We start from the raw sequence: 16,675 nt of genomic DNA on the forward strand, positions 1-16,675 counted from the left end.
GAGCTCCCAGTCTCGCGTGGGGAACGGACCGATTCCTCGGGCCGCAGGGGGAGGTGTGCGGTACTCCCGGGGGAGGCCGCGGTGTGTGCGTACTCCCGGGGGAGTACGCACACACCGCTGTCGGCCCGGGTCACCCCACGTGCGTCGTCGACCGGGTGCGCGCGGCCAGGGTCACCGTCATCCGGCCCGGATTCAGAGTGAGTTGGGGAAGTCGCGGGGTCCGCAGGCTGCGGTCGTGCAGCCGGATGTCCCAGTGGCTGAGCAGCGACGCGAGCAGCAGGACGCCCTCCATCATCGAGAACTCGTCGCCGATGCACTTGCGGGCACCGCCCCCGAACACTGTGGGCGGCATCAGGGGCTTGGCGCCGTCCCGGAGCTCCCAGCGGTCCGGGTCGAAGCGCAGAGGGTCGGGGTAGAGCTCGGGCAGGTGGCTGATCAGGTAAGGGCTGTACGCGATCGTCGTGCCGCGGGGGAGGGTGTACGGACCCAGCTCGGAGTCCTTCTCCGCCTGGCGCGTCAGGAGCCAGCCGGGCGGGTACATCCGCAGCGCCTCGGTGAACACCTGGCGTGTGTAGATGAGTTGGGGCAGGTCGTCCCAGCGTGCGGTGCGCCCGCCGAGGACGGAGGCGGCCTCGGCCGTCAGGCGCCGCCGGACGGCGGGGTGGGTGGCCGTGAGGTACAGGCTCCAGTTGACCGCGCCGGCCGTGGTCTCCGTACCGGCCGAGTACATGGTCACGGCCTGGTCGACGAGTTCGTCGTCGGTGAGGGCCGGGGTGTCGCTCTCGGGGTCGCGCGCGGCAATGAGCATCGACAGCAGGGTGGTCCCGTCCGCGTCGCCCTTTTCGCGCTGGTCGGCGGTGAGGCGGACCATCGACTCCCGTACGCGGCGGGTCGCCCGCTCGTAGCGGAGGTTTCCAGGTGTCGGTACCCGGCGCAGGGGCTCCGGGAGCAGCGTGTGCCGGGTGAAGCCGGCCATGAGTGTGTCGAAGTCGGCCGCCAGGCGCGCGTGGAGCGCGGGATCCAGGCGGGTGCCGAAGAGGGACGAGAGCACGATGTCGGCGGTGAGCATCCGCGACGCGACGCCCAGGTCGAGCACCTGCCCGTCGCGCCAGCCGCCCACGACGGTGTCGATGCGCTGGGTGATGATGTGCGCGTAGTCGGGGAAACGGGCCTGGTGGAAGGCGGGTTGCAGCAGGCGGCGCTGTCTGCGGTGCTCGGCCGCCGGGCAGGTGGCGAGGCCCTGGCCGCCTGCCTCGCGCAGCCGCTCGAAGAGTGGTCCTCCCTTGTCGAAGATCCGGTCCTGGACCAGCATCGTGCGGGTCAGCTCGGGGTCGCACACCACGACGATCGGTTTGCCGGCGAACCGGACCTCGACCAGGGGGCCGTGCGCGGGCAGGGTGCGCAAGAACGCCAGAGGTGATCGCAGGAAGGCCGGAAGGTGTCCCGCGAGGGGCAGCGCTCCCGGGGCCCGGGGCACCGCGGGGATGCTCTTCATGTCATCAATCTCCTTTGTGGAGACACACCTGTGGCACATGTCGTGTGTCATCGGCGCGCTCACTGTAGGAAGCGTGGGTGACCGCGTCCATGTCATGGCAGGAGGCGCGCACTTCTTTGGCAGGTCCCGCGAGGGCGTGCAATGTGATCCGGGTCACATGTCTCGACGGTGCCGGGTGACGATGCGTGCGGGGCGCCCCGGCGTTCGCCATGAAATGCCGGAATCGCCCTTTCGGTGCGTGAGAGGGGAGGTGGAAATTCCCCTTCCTGGCGCCCTTGTATTCGCGCTGATCCGCCGAGTGCGAGTTGACGCCCCCTGGTCCGTGCGTCACCTTCGACGGGTCACGGGGAAGGGAATTCCAATGAAGAGGACTTCTGCTCCGATCGTCAACCTCCCTCCGTACCGCGAGGAAATCAACCGGATCCAATTACGGCTCCAGGAAGACCTGGACCGAGTTCGGGAATCGCTGCGTTCCCTGACCGTTCCGGAACAGCGCAGTATTCAGGCGCCGATCAGGTATTCCATGGAGCAGACGGGGCGCCTGCTCAGGCCGACCCTCGTCCTGCTGTCCTCCTATCTGCTGCAGGAGGAGCGGGGCGACGTCACGCACCAGAGCGTCATCGACGGGGCCGCCGTCGTCGAGATGCTGCACATCGCCACGCTCTACCACGACGACCTGATCGACGAGGCGACGGTGCGGCGCGGGCGGCCCAGCGCGAACGTCGTCCACGGCGACGCCCTCGCCCTGCTCGCCGGCGACTACCTGCTCGCCCGCTGCATGCAGGTCTCCGCGTCGCTCGGCCTGAGCCGGGTGAGGGTCATGGCCGACACGCTGATCGACGTCTGTGCGGGCCAGATGATGGAGACCGGCCAGCTCCACGACCCGCGGCGCACCGAGGCCGACTACCTCGCGGCCGTCGGAGGCAAGACCGCGCGTCTGCTGCGCACGGCCGGCGCCATGGGCGCGCTCCAGGCGCAGGCGACGGACGACGCCAGGGCGGCCCTTGAGCGGTTCGGGCACGGACTCGGCATGGCGTTCCAGATCTGGGACGACATTCTCGACCTGTGCAGCAAGGAAACCGGAAAACAACAGGCTAAGGATATCGCCAACGGGGTGTACACCCTTCCGTTGATCTATGCGGTCAAGGATGTGCCGGACCGGATCCTGCCGTTGCTGAACAGCCGTCCGAGCTCCGAGGCGGAGTGCCTCGCAATCGTCTCCGTGGTCGAGGAATGTGGGGCGATAAGACGCTCCGCGGAATTGGCGCAACGCTATGTCGTGGATGCCCTGGACGCTGTGGAATCACATCCGGACACGGCGCGGAGAGCGCCCGTCGTGCGGCAATGCCTGCGCGATCTCATAAATGCGTTCGCCACGCAGCACCCGGCGCTCCACGTTCTCCCCACGGCTCCGTGACGGGGGTGTCTCATGCCCGGAATTCGCGATGACTTCATCGCCGACTACGACACGCTCGCCGACACCTGGTGGGATCCCAGGGGCCCCCTGGCCCCGCTCGGCTGGATCGCGCGGGCCCGTGCCACCCATGTGCCTCCCGCCGCGCGCACGGACGCATGTCTGCTCGATGTGGCCTGCGGCGGCGGCCTCTTCGGGCCGCACCTGGCCGGGAAGGGGTACCGGGTGGTCGGCGTGGACCTGTCGGCACGGTCCCTGCGCCAGGCGCTGCGCCACGGGTTCGACGCGGTGGTGCGCGCCGACATCGGTCGACTCCCCTTCCCCGACGCGTCGTTCGACGTGGTCACGGCGGGGCAGTGCCTGGAACACGTCACCGACCCCGATGCCGTGGTCGCGGAGGCGTGCCGGGTGCTGCGTCCCGGCGGCACCCTCATCGTCGACACCATCGCGGACACCAGGACCGCCCGCCTCGCGGCGATCACCGTCGCCGAGCGGGTGCCGCTGCCCGGCAGGCCACCGCGCGGCACCCACGACCACCGGCTGTTCGTGAACCGGCGCCGGCTCACCGCCACCGCCCGGGCCCACGGCGTGGACCTGCGGCTCTTCGGTCTGCGGCCCCACCTGCGGGACGGCCTGCGCTACCTGGCCGCGCGCCGCGAGGACGTCCGCATGGTCCCCACGCGCTCGACCGGCGTGCTCTACATGGGAGTTGGCCGCAAATGGTGACTCCGACCCGGCCTCGCGGTACCGGCGCGCTCCGTGCCTGGATCGTGGGTGCCCGCCTCAAGACCCTGCCCGTCACCCTGGCCCCGATCGCCGTGGGCGGCGCCGTCGCCCGGTCCCACGGCTCGCTCAGCGGGTGGCGGACCGCGCTGACCCTGCTGTTCGCCCTCGGCTTCGTCCTCGGCACGAATTTCTTCAACGACTACAGCGATGGCATCCGCGGCGCCGACGACCACCGCGTCGGCCCGGCCCGCCTCGTCGGCTCCGGACAGGCCACGCCGCGCCAAGTGCTGCGCTCGGGGCTCGTCCTCTACGGCCTCGCGGTGCTCGCCGCCCTGATCCTCGCCGTCACCGTCTCGTGGTGGCTGCTCGCGCTCGCCGCCGCGTGCGCGCTGGGCGGCTGGTTCTACACCGGCGGCTCCCGCCCGTACGGCTACCACGCTCTCGGCGACGTCAGTATCTTCCTGTTCCACGGGATCGTCGCGGTGTGCGCCACCGCGTTCATCCAGCTGGAGCGCGTCCCCCTGCTCGCGCTCGGCGCGTCCGTGCCGATCGGGCTGCTCGCCTGCGCCCTGCTGACCACGAACAACCTCCGGGACATCCCCACCGACACGGTCGCGGGAAAGATCACCGTCGCCGTCCGGCTCGGGGACCGGCGCACACGGCAGTACTACACGGCCCTCATCGCCTCGTCGTTCGCGTCCGCGCTGCTCCTCGCCGCGGCCAGGCCCTGGGTGCTGCTCGTCCTGTGCGCCGTGCCGGCCGCCGTGTCGCCGGTGCGCCGGGTCAGGGCCGGGGCGCTCGGCCGCGGCCTGGTCCCGGTGCTGGAGCACACCTGTGTGCTGCTGCTCGTCTTCGGCGCGCTGCTGGCGGTCGGGGTGGCGCTGTGAGCGGGCCCGGGCCCGCCGTGACGTGGCACGAGGTGCTGGTCGTCGGCGCCGGGTTCTCCGGGATCGGCACCGCGATCGGACTGCTGCGCGCCGGGATCGAGGACGTCCTGATCCTGGAGGCGCAGGACGACATCGGCGGCTCCTGGCACGCCAACCGCTACCCCGGCATCGCGGTCGACATCACCGCCTTCTCGTACTCCTACGCCTTCGAACCGAACCCGTCCTGGTCGCGGGCCTTTCCCGGCGGCGCGGAACTGAAGGCCTACGCCGACGCCTGCGCCGACAAGTACGGCCTGCGCTCCCGGATCCGGCTGGGTTCCACGGTCACCGGGGCCCGGTACGACGAGGACGCGCACCTGTGGCGGGTCGAACTCGCCGACGGCGCACGGCTCGGCGCCCGCTTCCTCGTGTGCGCCACCGGCTGGCTGACCCGGCCCAAGCTGCCCGACATCGACGGCATCGACCGGTTCGCCGGCGATCTCCTGCACACCGCCGACTGGGACGAGTCCCTGACCCTGGCGGGCCGGCGCGTCGGCATCATCGGTACGGGCGCCTCCGCCATTCAGCTCCTGCCGGAGATCGCCCCGTCGGCCGACCGGGTGCACGTCTACCAGCGCACCCCCAACTGGATCTTCCCGAAGCCCGATGTGCCGGTGCCCCGCGCGCTGCGCAGGCTGTTCGCGGCGGCGCCGTGGACGCAGCGCGCCGTCCGACGCGTCACGGACACGGTCACCGAGCTCAGCTTCGTCATCGCCATGATCCACTACCGGCGCTTCCCCTTCCTGGTCCGCGCGGGGGAGGCCGCATCCCGGCTCTACCTGCGCCAACAGGTGCGCGGTGACCGGGAGCTGATGGAGAAGCTGACCCCACGCCACCGGCTCGGCTGCAAACGGCCCGCGTTCGGCAAGGGCTACTGGCGTGCCTTCACCCGGGACAACGTCCGCTTGGTGACCGAGCCCGTCTCCAGCGTCACCGCGTCCGGTGTCGTCACCGCGGACGGCGACGAGCACAAGCTCGACTGCCTGGTCCTCGCCACCGGCTTCCACGCGCTCGACAACCTCCCGCCCTTCCCGCTGCACGGCCCGGGCGGGCGCGACCTGCGGGAGTTCTGGGACACCGAACGCTTCCAGACGTACGAGGGCACCTCGGTCAAGGGCTACCCGAACCTCTGGTTCATCGTCGGTCCTTACTCCTTCACCGGCGGTTCCTGGTTCGGCATGATCGACTACCAGGTCACCCACATCCTCCGGGTGATTCGGGAGGCCCGCCGCAGAGGCGCCACCCAGGCCGTCGTGCGCCCGGAACCGCACGACCGGTCCTTCGCCCGGGTGCTGCGCCGACAGCCGGACACCGTGTTCGCGCACGCCAGTTGCGGCGGGGCGAACAGCTACTACTTCGACCGCCACGGCGACGCCCCCGCCGTGCGCCCGGCCTCCACCTACGAAGCCGCCCGCCGGGCCCGCACCTTTGACCTCGACGACTACCGCTACGACCGGCTCCCGGGAGGGCACCGCCATGCCACGGAGTGAACCGACGGGGCAGGACCGCGCGTTGTGCCGGTTCTACGGCCTGTCCGCCGTCGGCGGGGCGCTCGTCATGGGCACGATGGCCGTGCTCTTCGTCGTGCGCACGGTCGACGAGGGACCGGTCGGCATCGTCACCGCCTTCCTGCGCGACGCCACCCGCAACCTGGCGTCCCAGTTCGTCTACGCCGACCTGATCCTCATCTGGGCCGCCCTCGCCGTGTTCATGGTCGTCGAAGGGCGCCGGCACCGGATCCCGCACGTCTGGGCGTACATCGTCGGCGCTCCGGCGCTGGCCCTGATCGCCAGCTTCTGCGCCTTCATGTACGTACGCCAACTGCGCATCAGCGCCGCACGCGACCCGGACACCGCGCCCGCGCCGGCCGCCCACCCCACACCGACGAAAGGGACCCCGCGATGACGACCAGCGATGCCACCGAGGCCGCGGTGGGCGCCGAGCGCGCCCTGGCCCTGGCCGCCGAGGCGCTCCGCGCCCGCCAGGACCCCGCCGGGTTCTGGAAGGGCGACTTCGAGACGAGCCTGATCGGCGAGTCGGGCGAGGTCATCCTCCGCCACTACCTGCGCCTGCCCATGGACGAGACGGTGGCCGCGGCCGCCCGCACCATCCTCGCCGAACAGACACCGACCGGCGGGTGGGCGTCCTACCACGCGGGCCCCGACGAACTGCTGCTCTCCGTCTTCTGCTACGTCGCCCTGCGGCTGGCCGGGCACGAGGCGCACGCACCCGAACTGCGCGCCGCCGCCGCCGCGATCCGCACGGCCGGCGGGGTCGAGGCCGTCGACAACCTCCTCATGCTGGCCTGGCTGGCAGTGATCGGGCTGTGGCCCTGGGACGACATCCCGCTGGTGCCGCCGGAGATCGTGCTGCTGCCCAGCTCGTTCCCGGGGAACATCTACCAGTTCGGCGCGGCCGCCCGCGGCATCGTCGTCGCCAACAGCCTGTTCATGGCCCAGCGGCCCGTCGTCGCGGCCGGGTTCGAGATCCGCGAACTGTTCGCCGACCCCCACGCCCGGCGCCTGCCGCGCCCCCTCGCGGTGCGCGCCGCCACCGCCCTGAGCCACCTCTACGCCCGCCACCCCGTCGGCCCGCTGCGCCGCCGCGCGATCCGCAAGGCGGCCCGCTGGCTGACCAGAACCCAGGAGACGGACGGCAGTTGGGGCGGCAACTGGCCGCAGACCGCCAACGTCGTCATGGGCCTGCACGCGATCGGCTTCGGCCAGGACCACCCCGTCGTGCAGGCGGCGATGACCGGGCTCGACCGGTACGTCGCCGACAAGGACGGGCAGCGCCGCATCGAGATGTGGACCTCCGTGGTCATGGACACCACCCTCGGCCTGTCCGCCGTCGCCATGGCCGGCGGCTCCGAGGCGAAGGCGGCCGTCGAACCCGCGGTGCGCTGGCTCCTCGACAACCAGGTCACCGAACTCGGCGACTGGGCGGTGCTGACCCCGGACCCGGTCGCGGGCGGCTGGCCCTACGAGTTCACCAACAACGCCAACCCCGACGCCGACGACACCTCGTGGGCGGTGGCCGCGCTGCGCCGGATCCACCCGCGCGGCAGCGATCCTGCCGTCGACGCGGCCTGTGCGCGCGCCCACGACTGGCTGCTGTCCCAGCAGGGCGACGACGGCGGCTGGGCGGCCTTCGAACCACTGCGCTGGCGGCTGCCCGGACGCGACCGGCTCGCCGCCATCGGCTTCCTCGAAGCCCCCTCCGCCGACATCACCGGGCACGTCCTCGAGGCCCTCGGCGCCGACGGCCACGCCCACACCCCGGCCGCCCGGCGCGGCATCGCCTGGCTCCGCGGCCACCAGCACGCCGACGGCTCCTGGCCCGGCTGGTGGGCCTGCTACCACCTGCACGGCACCAGCGCCGCCGTCACCGGGATGACCGCCTGCGGCGTCCCCGGCGACGATCCGGCGATCGCCCGTGCCTGCGCCTGGATCGCCGCGCACCAGCAGAGCGACGGCGGCTGGGGCGAGGACATCCGCGCCCTGCGCGACCCGAGCTGGATCGGCCGCGGCCACAGCACCCCCTCCCAGACGGCCTGGGCGCTGCTCGCCCTCATCGCCGCGGGCCGCGCCCGAACCCCCGAGGTGCGCGCGGGCCTGGACTTCCTGATCCGCACCCAGCAGGACGACGGGGACTGGGCCGAGCCGGAGCACACCTGGGTGGTCCACCACGACGGCCTCTACTGGCGCGACAGTCTGCTGCGCCTCATCTACCCGGTGATGGCCCTCGCGGCCCACCGGACCGCCGTCGACGGACAGGAGCGGTGATGGGCACGGTGACCGTGGTCGGCGGCGGCCTCGCCGGGATGACGGCGGCCTGGACCCTGCGCGGCCTCGGCCTCCCCGTGCGCCTGCTGGAGGCCGGCGCCGAACTCGGCGGCATGGCGGGCTCCAAGGTGATCGACGGCCGCACCGAGGACCACGGCGTGCACATCTTCCCGGCCTGGTACCGCAACACCCTGCGCCTGATCGACGACCTCGGCCTGCGCAGCAGACTGCGCCCCACCACCCGCTTCCACCAACTGGCCCCGGCCGAGGGCACGGCGGTGCGCGCGGCGACGGCCCCGGCCGCGGACCGGTTCCTCTTCGGGTACGGCGTCCTCGACCTGCTCTCCCGGGAGTACGGCGCCCGCGACGAGTCCCTGCACGACTTCCTGCACAGCCGCTGGTACCTGACCGACACGGCGATCGCAGACATCGAGCATCTCTTCGTCGCCTCCAGCGCGGCGGAGAGCCCGGCCGTGTCCGCGGCGGGCTTCCGCGGCTCCATCGCCGCGTTCATCCGCCACCCGGGGCGGGTGCTGATGCCGCGCGGCGCACTGCAGGACCAGCTCATCGACCCCTTCCGGCGCCGTCTGGAGGCGGACGGCGTCGAGGTGCGCACCGGTCAGGAACTCGTCGGTGTCTGCGTGGACGGCGAGCGGGTGCGCACCCTGACCCTGAGGGACACGGCCGACAACGTCACGACGACCGAGGACGTCACCGGTCATGTCGTCCTTGCCGTCCCGCACGGACCGCTGTCCGCGCTCGGCACGGACATCACCGTGGCACTCCAACCACCCTATGGAGTCGACGAGTTGACCTCTCGTCCGCTCGGCGCGCTCCACCTCCACCTGCGTCGACGGCTGCGGGGCCTGCCCGACGAACACGTCCGCCTGGTCGGCTCGCCGCACGCGATCACCCTCCTCGACGTCGGACAGGCCTTCCCCGGGTACCGCACCACGGTCCTCAACTGCGTCGTCGGCCGGATCGCCCGCCTCGCGGACCTGTCCGAGGACGAGGCCGTCAAGATCCTCGTCGACGAACTCACCACGTACCTCCCGGACCTGCGCCCCGACGACATCGAACACGTCTGTTACCAGCCGCACTTCACTGCCCCGTTCTTCGCGCCCGGCCCGGGGTTCGGCCGCTTCCGCCCCCGCGCCGCAACCGCGCTGGCCAACCTGCACATCGCCGGCGACTTCTGCGCCGCGCCACCCGGCGTGGCCGGCATGGAGGGGGCCGTGCGGTCCGGCCTGGCCTCCGCCGAGTCGGTGCGCCGGGTGACCAGACCCGACCTGCCTCCGGTCCGCGTCGACCCGATCGGGGACTTCAGCCCCGCCCTGGCCCGCATCCTGCGCCGCGCCCTGTTCCCCGTCGCGGCCGCCGTGTGCACCCTGACCAGACGGCCCGGGCGGAGGTGATCCGGATGCCTTCAAGGACGGTCCTGGTGACCGGGGCGGCCGGCGGCGTCGGCTCCGCCGTGGTCCGGCTCCTCGCCGAACAGGGCGACACGGTGGCCGCCGTGGACCTCGCCGCGGACCGGCTGCGGGCCGAGGTCGCACGGCTCACCGCCGACGGCCTGGCCGTGCGGGCATACCCGGCCGACGTCACCTCCACCGCCGAGGTCGAGGCCGTGGTGGACGAGGTGGAACGCGCACTCGGGCCGGTCGACGCGCTGGTGAACACGGCCGGGGTGCTGCACCTCGGCGAGGCGCGCGCCCTCGACGACGACGCGTGGCACGCCACCTTCGCCGTCAACGCCACCGGCGTCTTCGTCGTGTCCCGTGCCGTGGTCAACCGGATGATTCCCCGCGGCGGCGGAGCGCTGGTCACTGTTGCCTCCAACGCGTCGGGCACCGCCCGCACCCGGATGGCCGCCTACGCGGCGTCCAAGGCGGCGGCGACCGCGTTCACCATGTGCCTGGGCCTGGAGGTGGCGCCGCACCGGATCCGCTGCAACGTCGTCGCCCCGGGGTCCACCGACACCCCCATGCTGCACGGCATGCACGGACCGGAGGAGGCCGCCGCCGTGTCGGTCACCGGCAGCCCGGACGCGTACAAGGTGGGGATCCCGCTCGGGAAGGTGGCCCAGCCGGGCGACGTGGCCCGCGCGGTCCGCTTCCTGCTGTCGGACGAGGCCGGCCACATCACCCTGCACGCGCTCACCGTCGACGGCGGCGCGACGCTCGGCGCCGCGCCCTAGACGTGTCGTCGGATCCCGGCCGCAGTGAGGCGAGGGTCCACAGGAATCCCACGCTCCGCCGGCGCCCCCTACGAGCCCCACCCACTTCAACAGTCCAGCGGCTCGCTCCGGAGCCGATCGGGAACCGCCCGCTCACGAAGAGGGAAACCCAGATGCCCAGCATTCCTCCTGTCGAGCCGTACCCGCTGCCGCGGCCCGGCGAGCTACCTCCGGCGGTGGCCGGCTGGCGGGCCGACACACGGCGCGCCGTGCTGCTCGTCCACGACATGCAGGAGTACTTCCTGCGCCCCTTCGCGCCCGGCACAGAGCCCCGGGAGCAGCTGCTGCACAACATCGTGCGCCTGCGCCGTACTTGCGCCGACGCGGGCGTGCCTGTCGCGTACACGGCCCAGCCCGGGGACATGACCGGGGCCGAGCGCGGGTTGCTCGCGGACTTCTGGGGGCCGGGCATGCGCGCGGACGAGGCCCACCGCCGCATCGTCCCCGAGCTGCAACCCGAGCCCGGGAACTGGGAGTTGACGAAGTGGCGCTACAGCGCCTTCTTCCGTACGGACCTGCTGCGGCTGATGCGGGAGTCGGGCCGCGACCAGCTTGTCGTCTGCGGTGTGTACGCCCACGTCGGGGTGGTGACAACCGCCCTGGATGCGTTCAGCCACGACATCCAGCCGTTCCTGGTGGCCGATGCCGTCGCCGACTTCTCCGCCGCTCACCACCGGCGGACGCTGGAGTACTCGGCCGGCTGCTGTGCCGCCGTGGTGGCGACCGACACCGTGTGCGCGGCCTTCACCGACGCCACCCTGACCGGGCGTGCACGGTGAGCCCGGTACGGCGCGACCCGCTCGCCGACATCCTCGACGGAACCGCCCCCGCCTTCGCTCTGCTGCACCGGCCGCGGACCACCGGCGCGGACACGGCGGAGATCCTGCTCGCCGAACCCGGCCGTGCCGCTGCCCTCGCCGACCTCCCGCTGACCGAAACCGCACCCCCGGGCGGCGGCGCCGACCTGCTCGTCCTCGTCCCGTACCGCCAGATCGCCGAGCGCGGCTACATCGCCCACGACGACGGCACGCCCATCACCACGCTGCGGATCACCACCCACCAGGACCTCGCCCTTGACGCGTTGCTGCGCCGCCTGCCCGACGAGCCGGTCAAGGTCGAGCGGGGCGCGTTCGACCTGACCGACGAGGAGTACGGGGACCTGGCGCGCCGCGTGATCACCGAGGAGATCGGCACCGGCGCGGGCGCCAACTTCGTCATCAAACGCACCTACCGCGCCTGGCTGCCCGGCTTCTCGACGCGGGCCGCGCTCTCCTTCTACCGCCGCCTGCTGGAACGCGAACGCGGCGCCTACTGGACCTTCCTCATCCACACCGGGGAACGCTGCCTCGTGGGCGCGAGCCCCGAGCGACACATCAGCCTGAGCGGCGGCACCGCCGTGATGAACCCGATCAGCGGCACGTACTGCTACCCGCCCGGTGGCCCCACCCTCGACGGTGTCCTGTCCTTCCTCACCGACCGCAAGGAGACCGACGAGCTGTCCATGGTGGTCGACGAGGAACTGAAGATGATGAGCCGGATGTGTCCCTCGGGCGCCCGGCTGCGCGGCCCGCACCTGCGGGAGATGGCACGCGTCGCGCACACCGAGTACTACGTCGAGGGGCAGACCGGCCTCGACGTACGGGACGTCCTGCGCGAGACCCTGTTCGCGCCGACCGTGACAGGATCCCCGCTGGAGAACGCGACGCGGGTGATCCACCGTCACGAACCGTCCGGGCGCGGCTACTACAGCGGTGTCGCCGCGCTCATCGGCAGCGACGCCGACGGGCGGCGCACCCTCGACTCCTCGATCCTCATCCGCACCGCCGACATCACGGCCGACGGCCGCCTGAGCATCGGCGTCGGCGCGACGCTCGTCCGTCACTCGGACCCGGTCACCGAGGCCCACGAGACCCGGGCCAAGGCCGCCGGGCTGCTCTCCGCGCTCGCCGACCCCACCGCCACCGGCTTCGCCGACCACCCCGCCGTACGGACCGCACTGGCCGAACGCAACGCGCAGATCGCCGACTTCTGGCTCGGCGCACCCCCGGGGCCGGCCTGTCCGCCGGGTCCGCTCGACGGGCGCCGGATCCTGGTCGTCGACGCCGAGGACACCTTCACCGCCATGCTCGCACGGCAGATCCGCTCGCTCGGCGGCGAGACGAGCCTGTGCGCGCACGACGAGGAGTACGACGTGAGCGCGTACGACGTCGTGGTTCTCGGCCCCGGACCGGGCGACCCGACGCAGGCACACCACCCGAGGATCGCCCGGCTGCGCGCGACCGCGGAACGGCTGCTGTCCGAACGGCGCCCCTTCCTGGCGGTGTGCCTCAGCCACCAGGTGCTCTGCACCCTCCTCGGCCTGCCCCTCGTGCGCCGCGCGACGCCGAGCCAGGGAGAGCGCCGGGCGATCGACCTGTTCGGGCAGCGCGAGCACGTCGGGTTCTACAACACCTACGCCGCCCGGGCCACGTCGGACGTCCTCGACCACCCCGTCCTCGGCCGTGTGGAGGTCGGCCGGGACCCGACGGACGGCGAGGTGCACGCGCTGCGCGGCGCCGGGTTCGCCTCGGTGCAGTTCCATGCGGAGTCGGTCCTCACACAGAGCGGACCGCGCATCCTGGACATGCTGCTCACCCACGCCCTGCACACGCACCCGCGGGCCGCGTCATGATCCACGCCCTCGTCGCGGGCGGCGGCATCGGCGGTCTCGCCACCGCGCTCTCCCTCGCCCGTCGCGGTCTGCGCGTCACCGTCCTCGAACGAGCCGACGCGTTCGCCGAGTTGGGTGCGGGCATCCAGATCGCGCCCAACGGCTTCCACGCCCTGGACGCCCTCGGCGTGGGCGAGGAGGTCCGCGCCCGCGCGGTCCTCGTCGACGCACTGCGCCTGAAGGACGGCCTGTCCGGCCGGCCCCTCGTCGCCCTGCCGGTCACGGAACGCTACCGGTGCCGCTTCGGCAACCCGTACGCGGTGGTCCACCGCCGCGACCTGCACACACCCCTGCTGACGGCCTGCCGTGCGGACGACCGGATCACTCTCGTCGCGGGCGCCGCCGTCCGCGGATACGTTCAGGACGCCGCCCGGGTCACCGTGACCACGCGGGACGGCCGGTCCGTGACCGGTGAGGTACTCGTCGGAGCGGACGGGCTGCGCTCGGCGGTCCGGGCCCAACTGGTCGGCGACGGCCCCCCGTCGGTCTGCGGCCACACCATTTACCGCTCGGTGATCCCCATCGCCCGGGTGCCGCGCGACCTGCGCCGCTCCGAGGTGACGCTGTGGGCAGGCCCCGACTGGCACTTCGTGCACTACGTCATCGGCGCAGGCGACCAGCTCAACCTGGCGGCGACGCTGGACGACGGTGCCGACGAACCGGTCTCCGGACGCCCTGTGCCCCGCTCCGTCGTCCTGGACCGCTTCCCGCACATGTGCCCGGACGCCCAGCGGCTGTTCCGCCTCGGCGACCACTGGCGCCAGTGGGTGCTGTGCGACCGGGACCCCGTGGAGACCTGGACCGACGGCCGGGTCGCGCTCATGGGCGACGCCGCCCACCCCATGCTCCAGTACGCGGCCCAGGGCGCCTGCCAGGCACTCGAGGACGCCGTGGCCCTCGGCGACGTCCTGGCCGACGCGACCGACGATGGCGTCGCGCACCGCCTGGCCCGGTACAACGCCGTCCGTCGCGAGCGCACCGCCCGTGTACAGCTGCTCTCCCGGGCCATGGGCGAGCAGCTCTACCACGCGGCGGGACAGAAGGCCCGCGAGCGCGACGCGATGCTGGGCTCGCTGCGCACGGAGGACCTGAACGACAAGGTGTCCTGGCTCCACGGCCGGCAATGAGGTCTGCCGAGGGGGAGTTCGGATTTCCTCGCCGCGCCTCAGCCGCGCACGGCCAGGTGGTACGCCGAGGCCCACAGCACCGCCGCCGAGCCGAGGCCCACGACAACCCGCACGGTCTCGTCCGTGCGGCCGGTCGCGTAGAGCACGGCGCCGATGAGGGCGACCGCGGTCAGCAGGGCGGCGGTCCACCGGTACTGCCACTGGTCGTACAGCCGTGACAGCGGGAAGAAGTGCAGGCCCACGACGAGCGCGATGCCGACGGGGACGAGCCCCGGACGACCGGAGGCATTGGCCGCCGCGACGACGGCGAAGATCGCCACCAGTTCGACGACGTTGACGAGGCCCACGCCGCGCGCCCAGTTCCGCGGCAGGTCCACCGTCCGGGGAGAAGGCGCGGCGTTCCCGCGGTAGCCGAGGTAGAGGGCCGCCCCGGTGAGCAGGACGGCCGCCGCTTCCAGCGCCAGCGGTACCGCGTCCGACGCCGGGCCCGTCCCGGAGGCGCCGGCGAACGCCCACACCAGGGCGAACACGGAGAGCACGAGCGTGCCCCTGCGGCGCAGCGAGCGCGTGAGCGCGGCACACTCCGCGCTGTCCGCGTTCTCTGCGGACAGGGGAGAGGGCGTCGTCGGCGTCATGGGCGGAGAGTACAGCGCCGGCCAACGGCCTCAGGCGGCTTTTCGGACCTGCGGGGTCTCTCCGGCCCGCTTCGCCACCATGAGCCCCACCACCCCCACGAGCAGCAGCACCACGATCGTGCCCAGGGTGAACGTCTCGAACGTCGCGCGGGAGACGCCCCAGGTGTCGGTGAAGTCGTAGTCGATGCCGAAGGCCGACTCCAGGACGCCGGGGAAGAGGGCGGCCCAGGAGCCGACGAGGATCCAGGCGTAGACGAGGGCCGCGCAGACCATGAAGCCCCGGTTGCCGAAGGGGACTTGGTAGGGGCGGGGGACGTCCGGGCGGCGCAGGCGCAGGACCACCAGGGCGGGGACGACCAGGAGGTACGAGAGCAGCAGTGTCGTGACCGCCACCGTCAGGACCACGCTGAAGATCGCGCCGGTGTCGCCGTGCACCAGTTGCATCGCGGCGAGCATGAACACCGTGGCCACGGCGCCGGAGAGCAGGTTCGTGCGGACCGGGGTGCCGAGCCGGGGGTGGAAGGCACCGAGCGCCCGGCTGAAGAAGCCGCCGTCCGCCGCCGCCATCGCCTGCATGCGGTCGCTGACGATCATCCACGCGCTGCCCTGGGTGAGGAGGGCGAAGACGAACATGACCGCGGTGAGGGTCAACAGGGGGCCCGCCGCCGGTCCGTAGACGCCGAAGACCAGGCGGACGCCCTCCATGAAGCCGCCGATGCCGGTGACCTTCGAGGCGGGGACGACCGCGAGCAGGGCCAGGACGGGGAGCAGGTAGCAGGCCGCCGCGATCGTCGCCGAGCGGCCGAGCGCCGCGGGCACGTCGCGCTGCGGGTTGTGCATCTCCTCGCCCGCCGCGTTGGGCGCCTCGAACCCCACGTAGGCGAAGAGCAGGATCGGTACGAGGGCCAGGAAGCCGGCCGTCGTCGGGGCGAAGTGGGCGGTGCCCAGGCCCTGGAAGCCGTGCTCGGCGCCGTACAGCACCGCCGTGAGCGTGAAGAGGGCCAGGGAGAGGACCTTCACCACCGCGCCCGCCGTGGTGATCAGCTTTCCGCGGCTGAGCGAGACGACCGCGGTGAGGATGGCGATCCACACGAAGAGCAGCTTGAACGTGTAGTCGGCGAACGTGCCCGAGCCGAGGTGGAAGACGAAGCCGTCCCAGGTCTCGGCGGCGAGGAAGACCAGCGAACCGCCCAGCCAGATCGGGTTGGTGACCCAGTAGAAGAGCGTGGTGAGCGCGGCCGCCGGGCGGCCGAGGGCCAGCTTCACCCAGACGTACGGGCCGCCCTCCTGCGGGAACGCGGCGCCGGTCTCCGCGAACAGCAGGGCGTAGGGGAGCAGGAAGAACAGGGCGATCGCGGCGGTCCAGGTGGCCGCCTCGCCGCCGCCGGTGGCGATCTGGCCGATGGTGTCGAAGGAGATCACCGCGGCCACGGCCATGGCCGTGATGTCGAAGCGTTTCAGGCTGCGCCGAAGGTTCGAGTCCGGCGCGGTGTCGGGCGGCGTCTGTGGGGCTGCGGAGGGGAGGTTCGTCGACACGGGCAGTTCCTAGGGAGGGAGTCGGGGACTGCGAGCGGTGGCGTGCGGCGTGCGGGCGGAACAGCGTGCGGGCGGGGCCCGGCGG

The 16,675-nt window shown here is 72.4% G+C and carries 14 protein-coding genes; 11 read left to right on the top strand and 3 right to left on the bottom strand.

All coding sequences use genetic code 11. The features are described 5' to 3' along the window. Window positions 1–130 precede the first annotated feature (130 nt). The gene (locus ACY34M_RS33030; RefSeq protein ID WP_462722137.1) at window positions 131–1,495 is read right to left on the bottom strand and encodes a cytochrome P450; all 1,365 of its coding nucleotides are present in this window, start codon (window positions 1,493–1,495) and stop codon (window positions 131–133) included. Window positions 1,496–1,856: 361 nt separating this feature from the next. On the opposite strand from ACY34M_RS33030, the gene ACY34M_RS33035 reads away from it, so the two are divergent. The 11 genes from ACY34M_RS33035 to ACY34M_RS33085 all read left to right on the top strand — a co-directional run bounded on the left by ACY34M_RS33035 (window position 1,857) and on the right by ACY34M_RS33085 (window position 14,419). Continuing rightward, on the top strand, window positions 1,857–2,912 hold the full coding sequence (locus ACY34M_RS33035) for a polyprenyl synthetase family protein (RefSeq protein WP_462722136.1): 1,056 nt from the start codon (window positions 1,857–1,859) through the stop codon (window positions 2,910–2,912). Between the two features lie 12 nt (window positions 2,913–2,924). After that, window positions 2,925–3,635 carry a class I SAM-dependent methyltransferase gene (locus ACY34M_RS33040; protein WP_462722135.1) on the top strand — a complete coding sequence of 237 codons (711 nt, stop codon included), beginning with the start codon at window positions 2,925–2,927 and terminating at the stop codon, window positions 3,633–3,635. Further along, window positions 3,629–4,522 carry a 1,4-dihydroxy-2-naphthoate polyprenyltransferase gene (locus ACY34M_RS33045; protein ID WP_462722134.1) on the top strand — a complete coding sequence of 298 codons (894 nt, stop codon included), beginning with the start codon at window positions 3,629–3,631 and terminating at the stop codon, window positions 4,520–4,522. The genes ACY34M_RS33040 and ACY34M_RS33045 overlap by 7 nt, the downstream gene beginning before the upstream one ends. After that, a complete protein-coding gene (locus ACY34M_RS33050) occupies window positions 4,519–6,051 on the top strand; it encodes a flavin-containing monooxygenase (RefSeq protein ID WP_462722133.1) in 1,533 nt (510 codons plus the stop codon). The genes ACY34M_RS33045 and ACY34M_RS33050 overlap by 4 nt, the downstream gene beginning before the upstream one ends. Beyond that, the gene (locus ACY34M_RS33055; RefSeq protein WP_462722132.1) at window positions 6,038–6,466 is read left to right on the top strand and encodes a DUF2834 domain-containing protein; all 429 of its coding nucleotides are present in this window, start codon (window positions 6,038–6,040) and stop codon (window positions 6,464–6,466) included. Before ACY34M_RS33050 ends, ACY34M_RS33055 begins: the two co-directional genes overlap by 14 nt. Beyond that, window positions 6,463–8,346 (top strand): squalene--hopene cyclase, encoded by a 1,884-nt coding sequence (locus ACY34M_RS33060; RefSeq protein ID WP_462722131.1) that lies wholly within the window; start codon window positions 6,463–6,465, stop codon window positions 8,344–8,346. The genes ACY34M_RS33055 and ACY34M_RS33060 overlap by 4 nt, the downstream gene beginning before the upstream one ends. Beyond that, window positions 8,346–9,761: an FAD-dependent oxidoreductase gene (locus ACY34M_RS33065; protein WP_462722130.1), complete on the top strand. Its 1,416-nt coding sequence runs from the start codon at window positions 8,346–8,348 to the stop codon at window positions 9,759–9,761. The genes ACY34M_RS33060 and ACY34M_RS33065 overlap by 1 nt, the downstream gene beginning before the upstream one ends. Window positions 9,762–9,766: 5 nt before the next feature. Next, on the top strand, window positions 9,767–10,543 hold the full coding sequence (locus ACY34M_RS33070) for a 2,3-dihydro-2,3-dihydroxybenzoate dehydrogenase (protein WP_462722129.1): 777 nt from the start codon (window positions 9,767–9,769) through the stop codon (window positions 10,541–10,543). Between the two features lie 152 nt (window positions 10,544–10,695). Beyond that, window positions 10,696–11,361, top strand: coding sequence for an isochorismatase family protein (locus ACY34M_RS33075; RefSeq protein WP_462722128.1), 666 nt, complete (start codon window positions 10,696–10,698; stop codon window positions 11,359–11,361). Beyond that, the gene (locus ACY34M_RS33080) at window positions 11,358–13,253 is read left to right on the top strand and encodes an anthranilate synthase family protein (protein WP_462722127.1); all 1,896 of its coding nucleotides are present in this window, start codon (window positions 11,358–11,360) and stop codon (window positions 13,251–13,253) included. The genes ACY34M_RS33075 and ACY34M_RS33080 overlap by 4 nt, the downstream gene beginning before the upstream one ends. After that, the gene (locus tag ACY34M_RS33085) at window positions 13,250–14,419 is read left to right on the top strand and encodes an FAD-dependent oxidoreductase (RefSeq protein ID WP_462722126.1); all 1,170 of its coding nucleotides are present in this window, start codon (window positions 13,250–13,252) and stop codon (window positions 14,417–14,419) included. The genes ACY34M_RS33080 and ACY34M_RS33085 overlap by 4 nt, the downstream gene beginning before the upstream one ends. 38 nt (window positions 14,420–14,457) lie before the next feature. Here the strand turns inward: ACY34M_RS33085 and ACY34M_RS33090 are convergent, their stop codons facing one another. Next, window positions 14,458–15,054, bottom strand: coding sequence for a DUF7010 family protein (locus tag ACY34M_RS33090; RefSeq protein ID WP_462722125.1), 597 nt, complete (start codon window positions 15,052–15,054; stop codon window positions 14,458–14,460). Window positions 15,055–15,084: 30 nt separating this feature from the next. Continuing rightward, window positions 15,085–16,590: an APC family permease gene (locus ACY34M_RS33095; protein ID WP_462722124.1), complete on the bottom strand. Its 1,506-nt coding sequence runs from the start codon at window positions 16,588–16,590 to the stop codon at window positions 15,085–15,087. Between the last annotated feature and the right edge of the window lie 85 nt (window positions 16,591–16,675).

This window comes from Streptomyces sp. EDA2-14, from assembly GCF_054963755.1.

What these genes read in the sequence shown, in the direction of transcription:
- ACY34M_RS33030 (WP_462722137.1), bottom strand. Translation starts at nt 1,495, where the DNA reads ATGAAGAGCATCCCCGCGGTGCCCCGGGCCCCGGGAGCGCTGCCCCTC.
- ACY34M_RS33035 (WP_462722136.1), top strand. Translation starts at nt 1,857, where the DNA reads ATGAAGAGGACTTCTGCTCCGATCGTCAACCTCCCTCCGTACCGCGAG.
- ACY34M_RS33040 (WP_462722135.1), top strand. Translation starts at nt 2,925, where the DNA reads ATGCCCGGAATTCGCGATGACTTCATCGCCGACTACGACACGCTCGCC.
- ACY34M_RS33045 (WP_462722134.1), top strand. Translation starts at nt 3,629, where the DNA reads ATGGTGACTCCGACCCGGCCTCGCGGTACCGGCGCGCTCCGTGCCTGG.
- ACY34M_RS33055 (WP_462722132.1), top strand. Translation starts at nt 6,038, where the DNA reads ATGCCACGGAGTGAACCGACGGGGCAGGACCGCGCGTTGTGCCGGTTC.
- ACY34M_RS33060 (WP_462722131.1), top strand. Translation starts at nt 6,463, where the DNA reads ATGACGACCAGCGATGCCACCGAGGCCGCGGTGGGCGCCGAGCGCGCC.
- ACY34M_RS33065 (WP_462722130.1), top strand. Translation starts at nt 8,346, where the DNA reads ATGGGCACGGTGACCGTGGTCGGCGGCGGCCTCGCCGGGATGACGGCG.
- ACY34M_RS33070 (WP_462722129.1), top strand. Translation starts at nt 9,767, where the DNA reads ATGCCTTCAAGGACGGTCCTGGTGACCGGGGCGGCCGGCGGCGTCGGC.
- ACY34M_RS33075 (WP_462722128.1), top strand. Translation starts at nt 10,696, where the DNA reads ATGCCCAGCATTCCTCCTGTCGAGCCGTACCCGCTGCCGCGGCCCGGC.
- ACY34M_RS33085 (WP_462722126.1), top strand. Translation starts at nt 13,250, where the DNA reads ATGATCCACGCCCTCGTCGCGGGCGGCGGCATCGGCGGTCTCGCCACC.
- ACY34M_RS33090 (WP_462722125.1), bottom strand. Translation starts at nt 15,054, where the DNA reads ATGACGCCGACGACGCCCTCTCCCCTGTCCGCAGAGAACGCGGACAGC.